24 protein-coding genes are annotated in these 16260 nt (G+C 43.4%); all 24 read left to right on the top strand.

All coding sequences use genetic code 11. The annotated features are described in order from the left end of the window. The first annotated feature begins 41 nt into the window (after positions 1-41). On the top strand, positions 42-233 hold the full coding sequence (locus tag H7198_RS06035) for a hypothetical protein (RefSeq protein ID WP_274458864.1): 192 nt from the start codon (positions 42-44) through the stop codon (positions 231-233). A gap of 26 nt (positions 234-259) precedes the next feature. Beyond that, positions 260-394 carry a hypothetical protein gene (locus H7198_RS06030; protein WP_274458863.1) on the top strand — a complete coding sequence of 45 codons (135 nt, stop codon included), beginning with the start codon at positions 260-262 and terminating at the stop codon, positions 392-394. Between the two features lie 12 nt (positions 395-406). Then, on the top strand, positions 407-1099 hold the full coding sequence (pnuC, locus tag H7198_RS06025) for a nicotinamide riboside transporter PnuC (protein WP_274458862.1): 693 nt from the start codon (positions 407-409) through the stop codon (positions 1097-1099). Continuing rightward, positions 1099-1440, top strand: a complete 342-nt coding sequence (locus H7198_RS06020) for a DUF3310 domain-containing protein (protein WP_274458861.1) — start codon at positions 1099-1101, stop codon at positions 1438-1440. Before pnuC ends, H7198_RS06020 begins: the two co-directional genes overlap by 1 nt. Then, positions 1437-1616, top strand: a complete 180-nt coding sequence (locus H7198_RS06015) for a hypothetical protein (protein WP_274458860.1) — start codon at positions 1437-1439, stop codon at positions 1614-1616. Before H7198_RS06020 ends, H7198_RS06015 begins: the two co-directional genes overlap by 4 nt. A 122-nt stretch (positions 1617-1738) precedes the next feature. Next, a complete protein-coding gene (locus H7198_RS06010; RefSeq protein ID WP_274458859.1) occupies positions 1739-2188 on the top strand; it encodes a DUF722 domain-containing protein in 450 nt (149 codons plus the stop codon). 180 nt (positions 2189-2368) lie between these two features. Beyond that, entirely contained in the window at positions 2369-2575 is a 207-nt protein-coding gene (locus tag H7198_RS06005) for a hypothetical protein (RefSeq protein ID WP_274458858.1), read from the top strand. Positions 2576-2806: 231 nt separating this feature from the next. Beyond that, positions 2807-3208: a hypothetical protein gene (locus H7198_RS06000; protein ID WP_274458857.1), complete on the top strand. Its 402-nt coding sequence runs from the start codon at positions 2807-2809 to the stop codon at positions 3206-3208. Between the two features lie 205 nt (positions 3209-3413). Then, the gene (locus H7198_RS05995; protein ID WP_274458856.1) at positions 3414-3854 is read left to right on the top strand and encodes an HNH endonuclease; all 441 of its coding nucleotides are present in this window, start codon (positions 3414-3416) and stop codon (positions 3852-3854) included. A gap of 194 nt (positions 3855-4048) precedes the next feature. Next, positions 4049-4498 (top strand): phage terminase small subunit P27 family, encoded by a 450-nt coding sequence (locus H7198_RS05990; protein WP_274458855.1) that lies wholly within the window; start codon positions 4049-4051, stop codon positions 4496-4498. Then, positions 4495-6381, top strand: a complete 1887-nt coding sequence (locus tag H7198_RS05985; protein ID WP_274458854.1) for a terminase large subunit — start codon at positions 4495-4497, stop codon at positions 6379-6381. The genes H7198_RS05990 and H7198_RS05985 overlap by 4 nt, the downstream gene beginning before the upstream one ends. Further along, a complete protein-coding gene (locus tag H7198_RS05980; RefSeq protein WP_274458853.1) occupies positions 6374-6568 on the top strand; it encodes a DUF1056 family protein in 195 nt (64 codons plus the stop codon). Before H7198_RS05985 ends, H7198_RS05980 begins: the two co-directional genes overlap by 8 nt. Next, on the top strand, positions 6568-7734 hold the full coding sequence (locus H7198_RS05975; protein WP_274458852.1) for a phage portal protein: 1167 nt from the start codon (positions 6568-6570) through the stop codon (positions 7732-7734). Before H7198_RS05980 ends, H7198_RS05975 begins: the two co-directional genes overlap by 1 nt. Next, positions 7721-8461 carry a head maturation protease, ClpP-related gene (locus tag H7198_RS05970; protein ID WP_274458851.1) on the top strand — a complete coding sequence of 247 codons (741 nt, stop codon included), beginning with the start codon at positions 7721-7723 and terminating at the stop codon, positions 8459-8461. The genes H7198_RS05975 and H7198_RS05970 overlap by 14 nt, the downstream gene beginning before the upstream one ends. Positions 8462-8475: 14 nt before the next feature. Beyond that, entirely contained in the window at positions 8476-9684 is a 1209-nt protein-coding gene (locus H7198_RS05965) for a phage major capsid protein (protein WP_274458850.1), read from the top strand. Between the two features lie 69 nt (positions 9685-9753). Then, the gene (locus H7198_RS05960) at positions 9754-10095 is read left to right on the top strand and encodes a head-tail connector protein (RefSeq protein WP_274458849.1); all 342 of its coding nucleotides are present in this window, start codon (positions 9754-9756) and stop codon (positions 10093-10095) included. Then, positions 10076-10414, top strand: coding sequence for a phage head closure protein (locus H7198_RS05955; protein ID WP_274458848.1), 339 nt, complete (start codon positions 10076-10078; stop codon positions 10412-10414). The genes H7198_RS05960 and H7198_RS05955 overlap by 20 nt, the downstream gene beginning before the upstream one ends. Next, a complete protein-coding gene (locus H7198_RS05950) occupies positions 10411-10830 on the top strand; it encodes an HK97 gp10 family phage protein (protein ID WP_274458847.1) in 420 nt (139 codons plus the stop codon). The genes H7198_RS05955 and H7198_RS05950 overlap by 4 nt, the downstream gene beginning before the upstream one ends. Next, positions 10827-11192 carry a DUF806 family protein gene (locus H7198_RS05945; RefSeq protein WP_274458846.1) on the top strand — a complete coding sequence of 122 codons (366 nt, stop codon included), beginning with the start codon at positions 10827-10829 and terminating at the stop codon, positions 11190-11192. The genes H7198_RS05950 and H7198_RS05945 overlap by 4 nt, the downstream gene beginning before the upstream one ends. Then, on the top strand, positions 11192-11827 hold the full coding sequence (locus H7198_RS05940) for a major tail protein (protein ID WP_274458845.1): 636 nt from the start codon (positions 11192-11194) through the stop codon (positions 11825-11827). The genes H7198_RS05945 and H7198_RS05940 overlap by 1 nt, the downstream gene beginning before the upstream one ends. A gap of 78 nt (positions 11828-11905) precedes the next feature. Then, positions 11906-12301, top strand: coding sequence for a phage tail tube assembly chaperone (locus tag H7198_RS05935; RefSeq protein ID WP_274458844.1), 396 nt, complete (start codon positions 11906-11908; stop codon positions 12299-12301). Between the two features lie 62 nt (positions 12302-12363). Continuing rightward, positions 12364-12528, top strand: a complete 165-nt coding sequence (locus H7198_RS05930; RefSeq protein ID WP_274458064.1) for a hypothetical protein — start codon at positions 12364-12366, stop codon at positions 12526-12528. Positions 12529-12540: 12 nt separating this feature from the next. Next, positions 12541-15639: a tape measure protein gene (locus tag H7198_RS05925; RefSeq protein WP_274458843.1), complete on the top strand. Its 3099-nt coding sequence runs from the start codon at positions 12541-12543 to the stop codon at positions 15637-15639. Positions 15640-15650: 11 nt separating this feature from the next. Then, a partial coding sequence (locus tag H7198_RS05920) for a phage tail domain-containing protein (protein WP_274458842.1) occupies positions 15651-16260 on the top strand: 610 nt, incomplete at its 3' end.

Raw genomic sequence — 16260 nt, 5'->3', positions numbered from 1 at the left:
AAGTTTTGTAACTTGTAGACAGATGCAAAATTGGAGTAAAAATGTTTAATAAAAAGCAAAAGCGAATTAAGTTTTTAGAACGCCAAAATGAAGAATTAGAGGATGAACTTGTTCGGACATCATTCAAGTATTTTGATTTGAAAGCAAAGTATGAATCAGATGATATGACCTCGGAAGAAGCATCGATTGTATCAGAAATCAAAATTGGACGTTTGATAGGGTTCTTTGAATGATGAAAGATATAGAAACTTTACGAATAGTGATATTCACCATTATTGGCGTGATTGTTGGAAACATTCTTTGGTTATTGACTGAAAAATGCTCGATTGAACGTAGTCGTAAGCGTGCTGTCCGCAAAATTTTAGAATTGCGTGACCAGTATGAAAAAGAATAGGAATATAAAAATATGAAAAATTACTTTACATGGCTTAAAGATGAATTGAAGTCATTGAACACAACGGGTGCTGTGATGTTGGCATTCATGACAGGCGCACAGTTGATGTTCTATTTATTGAACGAAATCACAGTGTTATCAACTGTCACATTATTGGCAACACTACTTGGTTCGGCATGTACGGTCTACATGATGATTGGGAAGCCGATTAACGGACTGCTTGGTCTGATTAGTGCTGTCGGCTTTATCTACGTCAACTGGACGGCAGGACACTATGCTAGCGTTCTAGATCAGTTAGTCTTTGTGACACTGATTGACATCCCCTTAATTGTCACTTGGAAGAATTGGGGGCATCGTATTGAAAACGGCGTAAAGCATTTGTCTGTCGCTGGTTGGTCTGCAACCTTTGCCTTGATGTTGGCAGGTTGGGCCGTTGCGTTCATTATCTATCAACACATCGGTGACACGAATCCGCTATGGGACTCATTGACTTTGATTATTGGGGCAACAGCTTCACTGTATGTCTTCCGTGGCTATGGTGACAGTTACACATTGTGGCTAATGGCGGACTTCGTGAACATCGAACTGTGGTTTACGGCTTTGACTACTGGTTATTCTGCTAGTTCATTGCCTATGTTACTAACGATGGCCTTCTACTTAATGACGGCTTTGTATGGACGATTTAAGTCAGTTTGGAGTAAGTGATGAGTGAGCAACTTAAAAAGCCTGACCGCTACACTGGTAAATCTGGTATGCAGGTGTTCGACATTTGGGACGAGTTTGACTTGGACCCGTATGAAGCGAACGTAGTTAAGTACGTTATCCGACACAAGAAGAAAAACGGACTAACAGATTTGAAGAAAGCGCGTGTCTATCTTGATTACATGATTGAGGGGGGACAAACAGCGAAAGAATACACAGCACGCATTGTCGATTGGGATGCGTACAATCCTGTTCTTAGTATGGAAAATAAACCGGAAGAGATGCGAGCGTTGAAAAACAGTTATCGAGTCAAGGTTATTCCGTTGGACGAGGCACGTAAATGATGAAGGTATATGAAGACCGAGATGGTTGCCGATATCTGATTGGCCAGTATAAAGAGAACGTTTGGCGGATTGAAGATATGCTGTTAGGTACTTATCTATCAACTGATTTCGATGGAATGATTAAGTACATCGGCGAACACGGATTAAGAGAAGTACGAAAGTGGGAGAAAGTATGATGTTTTGGTTTGGATACTTCTTCGGTGCGCTGATGTTCTTCGTTTCAGACGGAATCGCTCATCACATTGACAAGAATTGGTCTTGGTTTAGGCCGGAAGAAGAATAAACATAGGAGGTAACAATGGCAGACGAAGTAGACCGCCTGTTTTCAGAATTTTTTACCGGTCTGACTGAACGCCAGTTAGCCTACTTGAAATGGGAAATACGGCAACGTGTCGGAAACGGTGACGAGAACATCGGTGGTAGTCGAGGAAGTCGGCGGAACGGGCAACGTGATTTGGTTGAAGGTAACCTTATCCGTGAAGAATCAAACCCACTGATTCAATCATTAGAACGCAAGCAACGGTCAATGACTGACTTTTGTTTAACGCTAGACGAAGGTTCGTTGTCACTATTGCACTACCGATATGACAAAAGAAATTGCTATCCGTGGTATGAAGTGGCGAACCGAATGTGTAAATCAGAACGGCAATGCAAGCGACAAATGCACAACATCAAGCAGATGTTCAAGCAGTCTGTTTGGTACACACGCGAGCTGGTTACCAAGTACACTTATAGCAGAAACGTTTAGAGCGTCACTTTTTTGGCACTTTTAATGCCCGAATGACCCTAAAAACCGTGTTAAATTAGTAGAGTAGTATTTTATATAAATACAACAAAGAACAAGGCAAACGTCACAAGCACCCAATCGAACTCTTTATTTATTTTACTTAGTCGACGGGTTGCCTTGTTCATACATAGGAGAACAAGAATGTACGAAGAATACGAAGGCATCTATTTAGACAAGCACCAACGATCACAGATTCGTGCGAAGAAGTCGAGCGAAGTTAATCGACGTGAGATTAAGTCGAGTCGACAAAGTGACGTTCAAAAGCAACGTCGACGAAATCAAATGCGCCGTGACTTAAAACACGGTGGTGTTGATTACTCGCAACACATGTCGTGGCTGAAGGATTAAATATGCGTGCCTACCAACGGGCCTTGTACATTGGAAACTGTCCCGACTGTGACCTTTACAGTCAAAACAAAAGCAAAGCAACGATAGGAATGATAGGTAGTAATTGATTGGTTCATCTTCATAGCAGCACCTCCATCAATCGTCTTAGTTAATTTAGCAATCTTTGCGCTCTGCTTTGTGTACATATGACTGTTTCCAGTGTGGGAATAGTCTTTTTATTTGGAGGAAGTTATGGACAAAATCGTTTTCAAAAAAGAAACAATGAACAACCAACTACCTGAAACTTTGTATGCGGTCGAAAGTCACATGGGTAGTGTTTTCTTTGACGATGTTGATCTAGATGTATACGATAATTATTCATTCGATTTATATGATGACCCTTATTATTGTGAAACATGTGGTGATAGTGATTGGCCTCTTGGTCCAATTGATACACCATTAGAATTACTGGCGCTACTAGTTGAACGGTATGACTGGCGCGAAGACATTCGAGATATGTCTGATGAAGACGTTGCAGACTGCTTGGTTCGATTTATTGAAGACGGTGGTGATGAGATTGTTGTTGAAAAGAAAGACTTTAACGATGCGCTATGGGCGTTAATTGCATACAGAGAAAGTGAGAAACAAAAATGATTCTATTACTGATTGCGTTAGCCGGGATCTATCTCGTCATCTCATTCTTTGAATTCTTGTTTATCGCGGTCGTAGCGTTGCTGATACTCGCTTATTGTTTGTTCGGTGGTGTTGGCTTTATCATCACGTTAGCTGTACTACTAGTTCTGTTCGGGTGGTACAAATGCCAAGAGTAAAACGGTGTAGAGCGAATGGCTGTCACAAGATGGTGGCATATGAGTCACGTTACTGTAAGCAACACGAATACCTAGCCAAGGAAGACAAACCGAAGCGTGACTACTCAAGGTACAACCAGATAGAGCGGCATAAGGACGAGAACAAGTCCAACCAGTATGCGTTCTATCGGACAAGGCAATGGGTTCATCTAAGACAGCAGGCATTGGAACGCGACCACTACATCTGTCGATACTGTCAGTTGTCTGGTTTGGTTACGCCTGCTAAGACGGTGGATCACATCGTACCTGTGGAAGCTGACCAAGGAATGGCAACCAAGTTAAACAACCTAGCAGTCGTCTGTCCGTCTTGTCACACGAAGAAGACACGTTGGGAACAGAGCTGGTACGGAACCGGAAATGGTCGGGATTTAAAACCTGTGCGACCGATTAACGACCTCACTTTAATCAACAAACTAATGAATAGCGTTTAAACGTCATATAAGACGATTTAAGCGTTTTTATTTTGTAGCGGTGTAACTGCACTAAAAATAATTAAAAATGTAAACAACCCCCGCCCCTGTTCGTCTGACGAAGAGAGCGCACACATATCGTCATCTTATGTAAAAGTTTGATTTTCAAAAATTTTAGGGTAGGGGGGTCAACCGAACAGAAAGGAGGTCGCGCAATGCCTAAAAAATCGGATAAAAACGTAAACGGTGGGAGGCTACGCAAAGACCCACCGGACTATTTTGGTCGATTAGCAGGTAATGCCTGGCGTAAGGTTGTCGATTTTTTAAACGATAATAAAGAGATTGTCCGAGTGGATAGCGGACTGGTTGAAATGTATTGCACCCAGTACGAAATGTACCGGAATGCCTATCAACATATCCAAGAAAACGGAGAAGTCCAACCAATCTATGAATCAGTGCAGAACGCCGCTGGAGAAATTCTTGAAAAAGACTTCAAAGGGTATAAACGAAACCCCATGACCCAGATTTATTCTGATTCGATTAAGAACTTGAATAACATCGGTCGTGAGCTTGGATTGTCCCCTAAAAGTCGCAAAGAATTGTTCGATGGCTTAAATGACGGCAAGGAAGATTCGTTGGCTATTGTTAAGGAAATGTTCAAATGACAAAGATTGATTTAACCGTCAGCCATGATGTGGTTGGCGCGTTTGAACAATTGAATATAGAGGATATACGTAGTAAGTACACTGACGAAGGTACAAAGTATGCGTTAAGCGTTCTCGATGGATATGAACAAGCTGGCTACTTAATGAGGTTGGCTTGCTTCCGACATATTCGTGACTTGCAACGCCAAGGTCAAGACGACTTTCCATTCGTTTATGACTTGAAAAAGGCTGACCAGATATTAAAGTTTGCTGCCTTGTGTCCGAACGTTGATACTGGAGAACCAACCGAGTTAATGGCATGGCAACGTTTCATCATGACTCAGTTGATTGCTTGGCGTGATCTAAACGGAGGTAAACGATTTAGTCGTGCCATTGTTTCGGTCGCACGTGGTCAAGGGAAAACTTACTTGATGGCTATCTTGATGGCGTACTCATTCTTAATCGAAAGTCTTGGTCTTGAGAACCAGGACTTTTTAGTTTCTTCAATCAATTACAAGCAGACGAAGAAGTTGTTTGGCTATGTCAGTACGATGTTGAAGTCGCTAGCTAAATCGAAACTGTTTAAAGGTTTAGCAGAAAACGTTGAACTGGCTGTACAGAGCGACCAAGTCATCATGAAGAAAACAAACAACGTGATTCGAGCAATCAGTTATGAGTCCGGGCAATATGATTCGTACCACTTTACTACAGCGATTGTTGATGAGATTGGTGAAATCACAAGCCGAGAACGAATATCAAAGATTGTCTCTGGTCAAGTCAAAGTAAAGAACCGACAGTTCGTGCAAATATCGACTGCCTATCCGAATCCAAACGTGCCATTCCATGATGACCAACGCATGGTTCAACAGGCAATGGAGCAAGATTGGAAGCGTGATGCTGACACTTATCTCGGACTTATTTGGGCACAAGATAGCCTCGAAGAAACGTTCCAACCAGAAACTTGGAACAAGTCAAACCCGTTACTAGGTCTTGACAGTCAACGAGACAACTTAATAAGTGGACTTACTGATAAACGAGACTCTGACGCGTTGTCTGGAACAATATCTGACTTCCAAAACAAGAACTTGAACATGTGGCTACAAGAATCAACTAACGCTTTTTTGAAACTTGCTGATATTGAACGGTCAATTATTCCAGACGAACAGTTCAATATTGACGGTCGCCAAGTATACATCGGTTTTGATTACTCAATGTTCTCTGACAATACGGCAATCGCGTTCGTCTTCCCATATATGCAAGATGGCGAAAAGCGTTGGCATATTTACCAACACTCGTTTATCCCTTGGGAAAAGGCAGGTTCGATTGAAGCAAAAGAAAAGCAAGACGGTATCGAATACCGACATTTGGAAGCGCTCGGATATTGTACTGTAACAAGCCACCCGCAAGGTCTGATCAATGACGACCAAGTGTATCAATGGATACGAGAATTTGTCGAAGACCACGAATTGAAAGTGGTCTTTTTTGGTTATGACGCATGGGGCGCAACAGCAGCGATTAAGCAGTTGGAGAACAACAGTTCGTGGCCCTTGCTTGCGGTTCGACAAAGGACGAGTGAGCTAAAAGACCCAACTAAGTTCTTACAGTCGTCATTGGTTGAGGGTTCGCTAACACGCTTTGACGACAAAATCATGGAAAAAGCGCTGGTTAATGCTCGTGTAGTAGAAGACAAGATTGGCATACAGGTCGATAAGGCTAAAGCAACGCTAAAGATTGATGTTGTCGATGCCATTATTGATGCCATGTACCAAGCGATGTTCCATTTCGAGAGCTATTCGCCTGTTAACGACCCGAACAAGGCGTATGACTATATGTCTGATGACGAAAAAAATAAGCAACTATTAGAACAATGGGGCATCCCAGAGGAGTTTTTGAACAATGGTTAAGCAATTATTGACCCTTATTTGGGGATATTTTGATGTGATTTTCTTCGGATTTTTCCTTATTTTTGGCAATTTATTCGCTTATTCCTTTGGAATCCGTTGGTTTTGGTTGTCCTTTGCAATCACATCAATTCTGATCGCGCTGGCAAGTGAAATGCTGGCGTCAGTAAATGAAGGAGGTAAAAACTAGTGCCACTATTTAAGCCAAAAATCATGAACGGCTTAGTAGTTTCTAATGGTCAAGAGATTGGCTTTGACAATGCAGATGTTGTTAGCTTTCTGAACGTCGATGGTCAGAATAACGATTATGTGACAGCTGATAAAGCGTTACGTAATTCGGATGTTTATTCAGTCGTCTTTCAACTGTCTTCTGACTTGGCTTCATCGGTTTTGAATGCTGATAAGAAGCAAGCACAGGCAATGATTGACAACCCAACAAATAACTGGTCGAACGCGCATAGCTTTTGGCAGGGTGTTTTCGCTCAGTTGTTGTTGGGTGGCGAAGCGTTCATCTACCGATGGCGGAACGTGAACAGTAACGACATGCGCTGGGAGTATTTGCGACCAAGTCAAGTTGGTGTCTATGCCGAGCAAGATTATTCCGGCCTGTATTACAGTGCAACTTTTGATAGTCCAACGGTTGGCTATATGCCAGTCATCCCCATGGAAGACATGATTCACTTTCGATTGCTTAGCCAGAACGGTGGAGCAACTGGAGTTAGCCCTTTGCGTGCATTGGCTAGCGAGTTCCAGATTAAAGACGGGTCAAACAAGTTGACGTTGAAAGCATTGGCGCAATCAGTCACTAACAGTGGTGTCTTGAAAATGGATACGGCTGGTCTGAACGCTAAAACTAAGGCGGCCGTCTCTCGTGGTTTCAAAGCACAAGTTGACAATTCAAACGGCGGACCAATTGTACTTGATAAGTTGTCTGATTACACACCTTTGGAAATCAAAAGTGATGTGATGGGTATCTTGTCACAGACTGATTGGACGGGAAAGCAGATTGCCAAGGTTTATGGCGTTCCAGATTCAATTATCAACGGAACAGGAGACCAACAGTCGTCCGTCCAGATGATGTCTGGCGAGTATGCTAAGTCGCTAATGCGCTTTGCTAACTCGGTTGTCTCGGAGCTAAAGAACAAATTAGGAACGAACGTCACGATTGATATTAAGCCGGCGATTGACCCGGTTAATACTGATTACACGAAGAACATTGCTGATTTTGCCAAGAACGGCATGATTGACCCTAAACAGGCGCAATGGTTGTTGAAGAACTCTGGATATTTGCCAGATAACATGCCAGATTTTCAGAGTGAACTAGTAGGAAAGGAGGAAAAGAATGACAGTAATTGATATTAAGGGTCCCGTTGTCGACGACCAAACGGCTTTGATGTACAGCTGGTTGGACTTAACTTGCGTTAATCCATCCAATGTATGTAAGAAGGTACAGGACGGAAACACAGATGACCTTGTTTTGAACATTGCGTCAAACGGAGGGGACGTCTTTGCAGCATCCGAGATTTACACGATGTTGCGAGACAGTGACCGAAACGTGGTGGTCAACATTCAAGGTTTGGCAGCAAGTGCCGCTTCCGTGATTGCAATGGCTGGGGACCAAGTCAACATCAGTCCAACTGGTCAAATCATGATTCACCAAGCGTCAACAATGGCGGAGGGGAACCAAGATGATATGGCCAAGACCATTAACGCTTTGCAAGGTATTGACGAATCAATCGCCAGTGCTTATGAGCAGAAGACTGGTATTGATCAGGGACAGTTGCTGAACATGATGAGCAACGAAACTTGGCTAGGAGCTAAGGATGCTGTTGATAAGGGATTTGCTGACAACATCATGTTCCAAGAAGCGCCACAGTTGGTTAATGCAGCAGCAGGAGTTATTCCAAAGTCTGTTGTTGAGAAGTTTTTGAACTTAAAGGCAAAAGCCGAGTTGGAAGAACGGGAAGAAAAGCCCACGTCAGACAAGACGGAAAAATCAAAAACTGAAGAAGTAACGAACGAAAGTCGTCTTACTGATTTGCGAAATCAGAAGGCGGCTATTTTGTTAGCCTCATTTAACTAAAAAGGAGAAGATACATGAACTTAAACGAACTACAAAAGGTTTACGCAGACGCTGGAAACAAGGTTTCTGATTTGCGTTCCGAAATGCAAGCCATGGCTGTCAACGATGATGTGACAGTTGAACAAATCCAAGCTAAGAAGGCAGAAGTTGAAAACGCTGTTGCTAAGCGCGATTTGGCTGAGGAAAACCTGGACGCTTTCACTGATGAAATGGCAACGCAAGCTGTTAAGGCAGATGTTAAGCCATTGACTAAGTCGGAAGAAAAGAAGAAGGCAACCTTCATTGACGACTTTAAGAAGATGGTCATGGGCGACATGTCTTTCAAGAACTCTGTCAATTCAACGACTGATGACTCTGGCGTAAATGCTGGACTGACGATTCCAAAGGACATCCAAACAACCATTAACAAGTTGGTTCGCCAATACGATTCATTGCAAGAATTGGTTCGTGTTGAACACGTTGGTACTACTAACGGTCAACGTGTCTACGAAAAGTGGTCTGATGTTACGCCACTTGTCAACTTGGACGCAGAAGATGGTGAAATTGGTGAAATCGACGAACCAAAGTTGACGTTGGTTAAGTACCTCATCAAGCGCTATGCAGGAATCCAAACCGTCACTAACTCATTGCTCAAGGATACTGCCGAAAACATCATGGGTTGGTTGACTGGCTGGGTTGCCAAGAAGGTCGTTGTTACTCGCAACGCTGAAATCTTGAAGGTAATGGCATCACCTGATCACTCCGTTGATGTTGCAAAGTTCGACGACTTGCACGACCTCATCAATGAACTTGACCCAGCGCTTAAGGCAACGGCTAAGTTCGTCGTTAACCAGTCTGGATTTAACACATTGTCAAAGGTCAAGACGGGAACTGGTCAATACCTCATCCAAAAGGATGTTACTCAAGGTGCGGTCGATACCATCTTGGGATTCCCAGTCAAGGTTGTTTCTGACAAGTGGATGCCAACGCTTGAAAACGGCAAGAACATTATCTACTTCGGAGACTTCACACAAGCAATCACGTTGTTCGACCGTGAGAACATGTCAATTGCCACGACTAACGTGGGTGGCAACTCATTCACGACTGACACGACTAAGTTGCGTGTTATTGACCGCTTTGATGTACAGCCAACGGATGGCGACGCCTACATCGCTGGTGGCTTTACTAAGATTGCTGACCAAGTGTTCAACTTGCCTAAGCAAACCGCTGACGCTTCTAAGTAAGCGCGCTACCTTGTCGCCGAATAAATACACAGTACCCAAAGAGATTGGGGCGGCTTGAAAGGAGGACAGATGATTGAACCACTAGTATCAATTGATGATTTGAAACTGTCCTTGCGTGTTGACACGAACGCAGATGATACGTTGTTACATGGCTATGCAATTGCTGCCGAAAACTACATCAAAAACGCTGTTGGAAACGATAAGCCAGCCTTTTATCAGCAAGACAATGTCGTCGAGTTGATTAGGGTGGCAGTTATCGCTCAAGCGAGTGCTTATTACTCATACCGAACGGCCTTGTCGCTCGTTCAGTCCTATCCAATTGAACTGGCAGTTGATTCGATTGTCAGTCAATTGCAGGGCGAGTATGCGCGATTTGAGGAGGAGAATACCGATGCAAATAAATCCACTTGAGTTCACAGACCGGTGCGAGTTTGGAACGTACACCACAAAGCCAAACCCCAAGAATGGAAACCCTGTTCCGACATTTACACCTAAGTTTTCACGATGGTTTGGTTGGCGAAATCAGACCTTTAACCAGCAATATCAGTTGCTTGGTGTTACTGATACAGACACAAAGCAGATTGCTGTTCGTCATGATGGTGCGATTACGCCCGACTTACGGGTTCGTATCAAAGACGTGGTCTATCAGTTTGTTTTGTTCAGTCCAGATAACCGTTCTATGCGTGAAACCTTTGACCTATTAACACTCAAGGTGGTAACCAAGCCATGAGCGATTTTGAAAGTCAATTAGGGGGATGGTTAAACAAGGTAGGTGGGCTGGTCAATCTAACAGTGGAAGAGCGTGAAGAGATTACTGGTAAGGGTGCCGAAGAGTTGAAAGACAGTTTGGCAGCAACAACTCGTTCTAATCACTACAATGCGAGTCGCCGTCAAGGAAAGATGAAGCACTTAGCTGATTCATTCGAGATTGGCCGATTAGATGGTGAAAAAGAAAATGGGAATACGGCGGTTGGCTTTAGCAAATCTGATGCTAATCATGCTCGTATTGCCCGTTTTTTGAACGATGGTACGGTCAAAATGAAAGGTGATTCATTCTTGGATAAGGGTGTGATTGCTGCTCAAGAAAAGACCGGAAACGCTATTCAAAAGGCACTGACGGAAGTTCAGCAAAGGAAGAGTAAATGACAGCACTTAGTAATTTATACGGTCTGTTATCTGGCCACTTTGATTGGGCGGACGATGTCTACATCAAGTCGGTACCAGATACAGCTAAAAGCAACAGCACGTTCATTTTTATGCGTGACAGCACGCAACAACTAAAGGACTTCGGGTCGAATGCTTTTCGAAGCATGCAGTACGACCTAGAAATTCAAATTTATTATTCAACAGAAAGCGAATTAGATTACGACTCAGTTGAGTTAGATCTGATGCGCTTTTTAATTTCAAAAGGATATGTCGTGGAAAACGTCCGTGGTCGCATTCAAGACCCAGACACCGCTCAAGACTATCAAACAATAATCGTCGGTAAGACAGAAAGAGGTATTTAATGGCCACATTAGGTATTAAGCGAGCATGGGTTGCTCGTGTTGATAGCAATTTCAAAGTTATCACGGGCGTTGACGGTATTAACGGTGACGTCAACGATAAGGACGGTAAGTTCTTAATTGATGAATCAACTTCTTATGGTTTGGCATCTGCTAACATGACCAACCTACAAGGTGCTTTATCTGACATCTATGGTTCAAACAAGATTGTCTACAAGTCAGCCGCTAAGGGTAACGTGCAGACTGTTTTGACGGTCAACCACTTGCCAGCAGAAATCAAGCAGCGCATGATTGGTAACCAATCAGATGGTAAGGGTGGTTATGGCATCACTGGTAAGTCTAACTCAAACAACCGCATTGCCTTGTTGGTTGAATCAGCAGACGCCTTTGATGAAACACAACCTGTTTACGTTGGTTTCTACGCAGCCGTTGTTACTGAACCAAGCCAAAATATGGCAACGAACGATGCAGCTGAAAAGCGCACAACTGATGCGTTGACATTCGGACACATCGAACGTGGGGACGATGGCTTTGGTAAGTATTACTTCTCTGAAGCACAAGGTTTCGACAAGGACAAGATGTTCGGCGAAATCTTCCCAGCAACTGCATCATCTGCAACGGTTGTTCCATCCAAGTGATTTTTTTACAGGTCGGCCTAACGGTCGGCTTTTTATTATGGTCTTTCTAGGCCGCCAAAATATCGTTAAGGAGAAATTATGACAGTTAAAATTAGTGTTTTACAAGAATTAGGTATTCGCAAGAAGATTGAAATCAAAGAAACTAACGCAAACATGCGCAAGACCTTTGAATTTCAGCGTGGACAGGCTCGTTTGCAGGTCAAGCAAGCCCAGATGCAAAAGCAAATGGAAAAGGCGTCTGATGATACTAGCGCCGCCAAAGGCGTGGACACGATGTTCACTTCAATGTTGGAAAACATGGTCAACACGCAAGAATACATCACTGACATGCTTGGTTTGGATGAAGAGCATCAAGAAAAGCTCGATAATCTTGACTTTAATGAAACCATTGATTTGTCCACTAAGATTACATCAGCCATCTTAAAGGTAGAACCCGAAGAAAACACGGGAGAGGTGGACGATTTAAAAGCCTAACCCAGCGTTTTGATTTCTTTGATGAAGCGCTAAAAGATTTCGATTATACCTACCAACAGGCATTGTCTGAATTACACATCTTGCCCAGTGACTTTGATCAACAAGACTATTACCGAATGGCCGAAATCATGAACGCTAAAGAAAAGAAAGACCGACCATTATCAACGGGTGCTTTCTTGCGTTCAATGGGCCTTAACTCGGACGGCAAGACTGCACAGAAAATATGAAAGGAGGTATAAATGGCTAATAAAATTGCAACAGAAATGGCGACCAACCTAACCCTTGATGTGACACAAGCTAAGTCGTCACTGAAAGAGTTGGGAAATGAAGTTAAGTCCACCAACAACGCTTGGAAAGTGCAAGAAGCGCAGATGAAGTCAGCAGGGGATGCTGTTGGCGCATCTAAGGCCAAGTATGATGGACTGACTGATACGGTCGCAAAGCAAAAAGAAAAGGTCGATAGCCTTAAAACGGCCCTTGGGAATGTCAATACTGACACACAAAAGGGTAAGGACTTGCAGACCTATTTGACCGCTGAATTGGTGAAAGCTGAACGGCAATTAAATAGCTACAATGGTCAATTATCCAAGGCCAGCGAATCATATAAGTATCAGTCGTCCGGTTTGTCTAAGTTGAATGGCGACATTCAGCACAATACCGAAATGACCAATGCCAATGTGAAAGCACTGGAGGCCGAGGGGAAGACGAACGAAGCCAATAAGGCTAAGTTGTCTGGTCTGCAAAAGACCCGTGAGAGCTTAAACAGCATCTTGAAAATTCAGCAGTCCGAGTTGAATAAGTTGTCAGAATCTGGCGATAAAAACTCGGAGGCGTACAAGAAACAAGAGTTGCGCGTTGCTCAAATGAAAGCCAAGATTGCCGAGGCGAACAAAGAGATTAAGACCATGAATAACCATGGGATTAAAATCAACAGTTCTAGCATCGACAAGACACGCGAAAAGCTAAATAAGATGAATGAAAAGGTCAATAAGACCAATCATTTATTCGCTAAGATGTTGGGTGCTAACTTGGTTGCTAGTGGCGTCACTAATGCCTTATCAACCGTTACTAGCCACATCACAGGGGTTGTTTCGGCCGGTGTTGAATACAACAAAACGATGCAAAATATCCAAGTCGGTTTCGATACGTTTACCAATGGAAATAAGGCGCTGTCAGCATCACTGACGGATAACGTGAAGAAGATTCGTGAAACATCTGGTTATACCGAATCAGTCGGTGCAGCCATGACTAAAACGGCCTATGGCATCACGAAAAACAAGGAGCAGACTGAACAGCTGACAAACTCACTGGGAATCTTGGGACGTGCATACGGAAAGAATGACGACCAGATGGCTGACTCGGTTAAGATGCTTAGTCAGATGTCCGCAACCGGTAAGATTAACGCTGGTTCTATCACGAAGATGGAAAAGCAGTATAAAGGTTTCGGTGACCAATTGGCTAAGACGATGGGTGTTTCACGTACCCAGTTGAATGATTTTGCTAAGAACGGCAAGATTTCAATGAACGATGTAAAAAACGCCATGAACGACTTAGCCAAGACCAAGCCAATGGCCTTGGATAACTATTACAAGACTTTTGATGGTTTTACGAACCATTTTAAGTCCCGTTATCAAGTGTTATCGGGCGAGATTACTAAGGGATTCTTTAGTAATTCAAACGCTATGCTTGCCAGCTTGTCAAAGTCACTAGACGGTAAAGGTGTTGATGATGCCTTTAATCGCTTTGGTAATTCGGTCAATAAAGCAGCGAACACGATTTTTGGTGCATTTTCTAAGTCCTTTGGAAAGAAAGGACAGAACCCAGTTGTAACATTTGCAGATGCAGCAAGCCGTGGAGTGGAAAAGTTAGCCAATTTCATCGCAGCACATGCTAAGGATATTCAAAACTTCTTTAGCGCTATGGGAACGGCAGCCAAAATAGCAGGAACAACCATGGGCGTTGGCCTTAAAATTGCTATTCCTTTGCTGAATAAACTTGGCAACTTGGCTAAGAACCATAAGACAACCTTTAAGGTGCTGACTGGTGTTATTGCTGGTTTTGTTGTCGCTTTAAAGGGACTGATGTTCGCGCAAAAGGTAGCACCGGCATTTAAGATGCTAGGTGTTGCCATTAAAGCAGTTGGCGTATCTATGGCGGCCAATCCAATGGTTTGGTTTGCGGCTGCCGTTGTCGGATTAGGTGTGGCTGTGGTTCAGGCATACAAGCACTTTAAGCCATTCCGTGATGCAGTTAATAACATCGGAAAAACGATTAAGAGCGTGTTCGGTGGAATTGTTGGATTCGTTGGCGATGTGATGGGTAACATCGGTAAGTTTATCTCATCCGCATGTAAGACAATTGGTAACGTTTGGAACGCCACATGGGGTGGAATTAACTCATTCTTCAGTGGTATTTGGAACGGAATCAAGTCCTTTGGGTCGTCAGTTGTTAAGTCATTGTCTACCCTAATCGGTAACGAAGTCAAAGGTATTCAAGTGGTTTGGAACGCTGTTTGGGGCGGTATTTCTTCTTTCTTCGGTTCAATCTGGGGTGGAATTAAATCAGTCGCAAGTGGTGCAATGAACCTAGTGAAGTCAGTGATTTCTGGTGCTGTACATGGCATTGAAAGTGTCTGGAATGGCGCTTGGAACGGTATTTCTAGTGCGTTCACTAGTATCTGGGACGGTATCACTTCCACGGTAGAAAAGGCCGTGAATAAGGTCAAATCCATTATTAAGGGCATTTCTGACACTATCGGTAAGGTCGGCAAGTCAATCGGTAAGTTGATTCCACACTTCGCCATGGGTGGTATCGTCAAGGAAAATAACCAGATTGTTATGGTCAACGATGGAACTGGTCCCGACTGGAAAGAGTTGATGCACCTACCTACTGGCGAATTGATGATGTCTAATCAGCGTAACGTCATCATGCCTTTGCCGGTCGGAACTCGTATTTATTCGGGAGCTGACACAAAGCGAATCATGGATAAGCAGGGCATTAAGAAGTACGCAACCGGTGGAGTTGTTGGTTCACACGATGGGCTATATGACGTGTCTAGCGTGATTAACAATTTCAACCCAAGCAAAATAATTCCAGTCGCTGGCGTACAAGCGTCAAACGGGTATAACTTGCTTAACCAATCAAGCGAACCGCGATCAACGCAACCAGTTCAACAATCAGTTGACAGCTCAAAACTTGACCAAATCATTTCACTGTTGGCACTCATCTTGGGCGTCAATAAGGAACAATTGGCAGGTAGCGGACAGGCAGGCTCATTGGTTGGGCTATATCAGCAAATGTCAAAAGATAATGCCATGCGTAATTGGCAACGAACTTAGAAAGGGGAAACATGTCAGATTTATATATCATGCCTAAAGACGGCAGCGAATTTTGTCTAACAGACAAGTACCCAAATATTGATTTGTTGGAAATGAATGTGGGTGCGCCACAGATTACACCGGCTTATAATTCTATCCAAGGCAGTGACGGCCAGCTGTTACAGACAGTAGCGTTTAACTCGTCCACAGCGACCGTTTCAATGCTCATTAAGGCAAATACACGGCAAGAGTTTAATCTTGCTAAGAGCGCCTTACAGGGCGAATTGTATAGCCGTAAAACGATGCGGATTCGTTCATCTGACGACCCAGGGAAAGCGGTCTGGGTGTTGGCTAATCCGACCGACATTAATCCCTTGGATAGGGCCGATGATGCGGTTGTTAATTTCACGTTTACCGTGATTTCTGGAACAAAGGTCACGCCGTTTAATTCGGATGAATTGGCCGATAACTTGGATAAGTTATCATTTGGAATGAACTTAGATTTGGACAACTTGCCAAGCTATCATTTCACTTCTAACTCATTTGTTGTCAACAATCCGAGCGACCTAGCCATTGACCCATACCGACAGCATCACGATATGATTATTCGTATCAAAGGAGTTGGTTCATCGGTAACGGTTG

Source organism: Fructobacillus sp. CRL 2054, from assembly GCF_028764065.1.
GTDB lineage: Bacteria > Bacillota > Bacilli > Lactobacillales > Lactobacillaceae > Fructobacillus.
Note: the sequence above shows the minus strand (reverse complement) of the source record. Positions and strands in the feature narration are given on the sequence as shown.

Coding starts and splice junctions, on each gene's coding strand:
- H7198_RS06035 (WP_274458864.1), top strand. CDS start 42: ATGTTTAATAAAAAGCAAAAGCGAATTAAGTTTTTAGAACGCCAAAAT.
- pnuC (WP_274458862.1), top strand. CDS start 407: ATGAAAAATTACTTTACATGGCTTAAAGATGAATTGAAGTCATTGAAC.
- H7198_RS06020 (WP_274458861.1), top strand. CDS start 1,099: ATGAGTGAGCAACTTAAAAAGCCTGACCGCTACACTGGTAAATCTGGT.
- H7198_RS06015 (WP_274458860.1), top strand. CDS start 1,437: ATGATGAAGGTATATGAAGACCGAGATGGTTGCCGATATCTGATTGGC.
- H7198_RS06010 (WP_274458859.1), top strand. CDS start 1,739: ATGGCAGACGAAGTAGACCGCCTGTTTTCAGAATTTTTTACCGGTCTG.
- H7198_RS06005 (WP_274458858.1), top strand. CDS start 2,369: ATGTACGAAGAATACGAAGGCATCTATTTAGACAAGCACCAACGATCA.
- H7198_RS06000 (WP_274458857.1), top strand. CDS start 2,807: ATGGACAAAATCGTTTTCAAAAAAGAAACAATGAACAACCAACTACCT.
- H7198_RS05995 (WP_274458856.1), top strand. CDS start 3,414: ATGGTGGCATATGAGTCACGTTACTGTAAGCAACACGAATACCTAGCC.
- H7198_RS05990 (WP_274458855.1), top strand. CDS start 4,049: ATGCCTAAAAAATCGGATAAAAACGTAAACGGTGGGAGGCTACGCAAA.
- H7198_RS05985 (WP_274458854.1), top strand. CDS start 4,495: ATGACAAAGATTGATTTAACCGTCAGCCATGATGTGGTTGGCGCGTTT.
- H7198_RS05980 (WP_274458853.1), top strand. CDS start 6,374: ATGGTTAAGCAATTATTGACCCTTATTTGGGGATATTTTGATGTGATT.
- H7198_RS05970 (WP_274458851.1), top strand. CDS start 7,721: ATGACAGTAATTGATATTAAGGGTCCCGTTGTCGACGACCAAACGGCT.
- H7198_RS05965 (WP_274458850.1), top strand. CDS start 8,476: ATGAACTTAAACGAACTACAAAAGGTTTACGCAGACGCTGGAAACAAG.
- H7198_RS05960 (WP_274458849.1), top strand. CDS start 9,754: ATGATTGAACCACTAGTATCAATTGATGATTTGAAACTGTCCTTGCGT.
- H7198_RS05955 (WP_274458848.1), top strand. CDS start 10,076: ATGCAAATAAATCCACTTGAGTTCACAGACCGGTGCGAGTTTGGAACG.
- H7198_RS05950 (WP_274458847.1), top strand. CDS start 10,411: ATGAGCGATTTTGAAAGTCAATTAGGGGGATGGTTAAACAAGGTAGGT.
- H7198_RS05945 (WP_274458846.1), top strand. CDS start 10,827: ATGACAGCACTTAGTAATTTATACGGTCTGTTATCTGGCCACTTTGAT.
- H7198_RS05940 (WP_274458845.1), top strand. CDS start 11,192: ATGGCCACATTAGGTATTAAGCGAGCATGGGTTGCTCGTGTTGATAGC.
- H7198_RS05935 (WP_274458844.1), top strand. CDS start 11,906: ATGACAGTTAAAATTAGTGTTTTACAAGAATTAGGTATTCGCAAGAAG.
- H7198_RS05925 (WP_274458843.1), top strand. CDS start 12,541: ATGGCTAATAAAATTGCAACAGAAATGGCGACCAACCTAACCCTTGAT.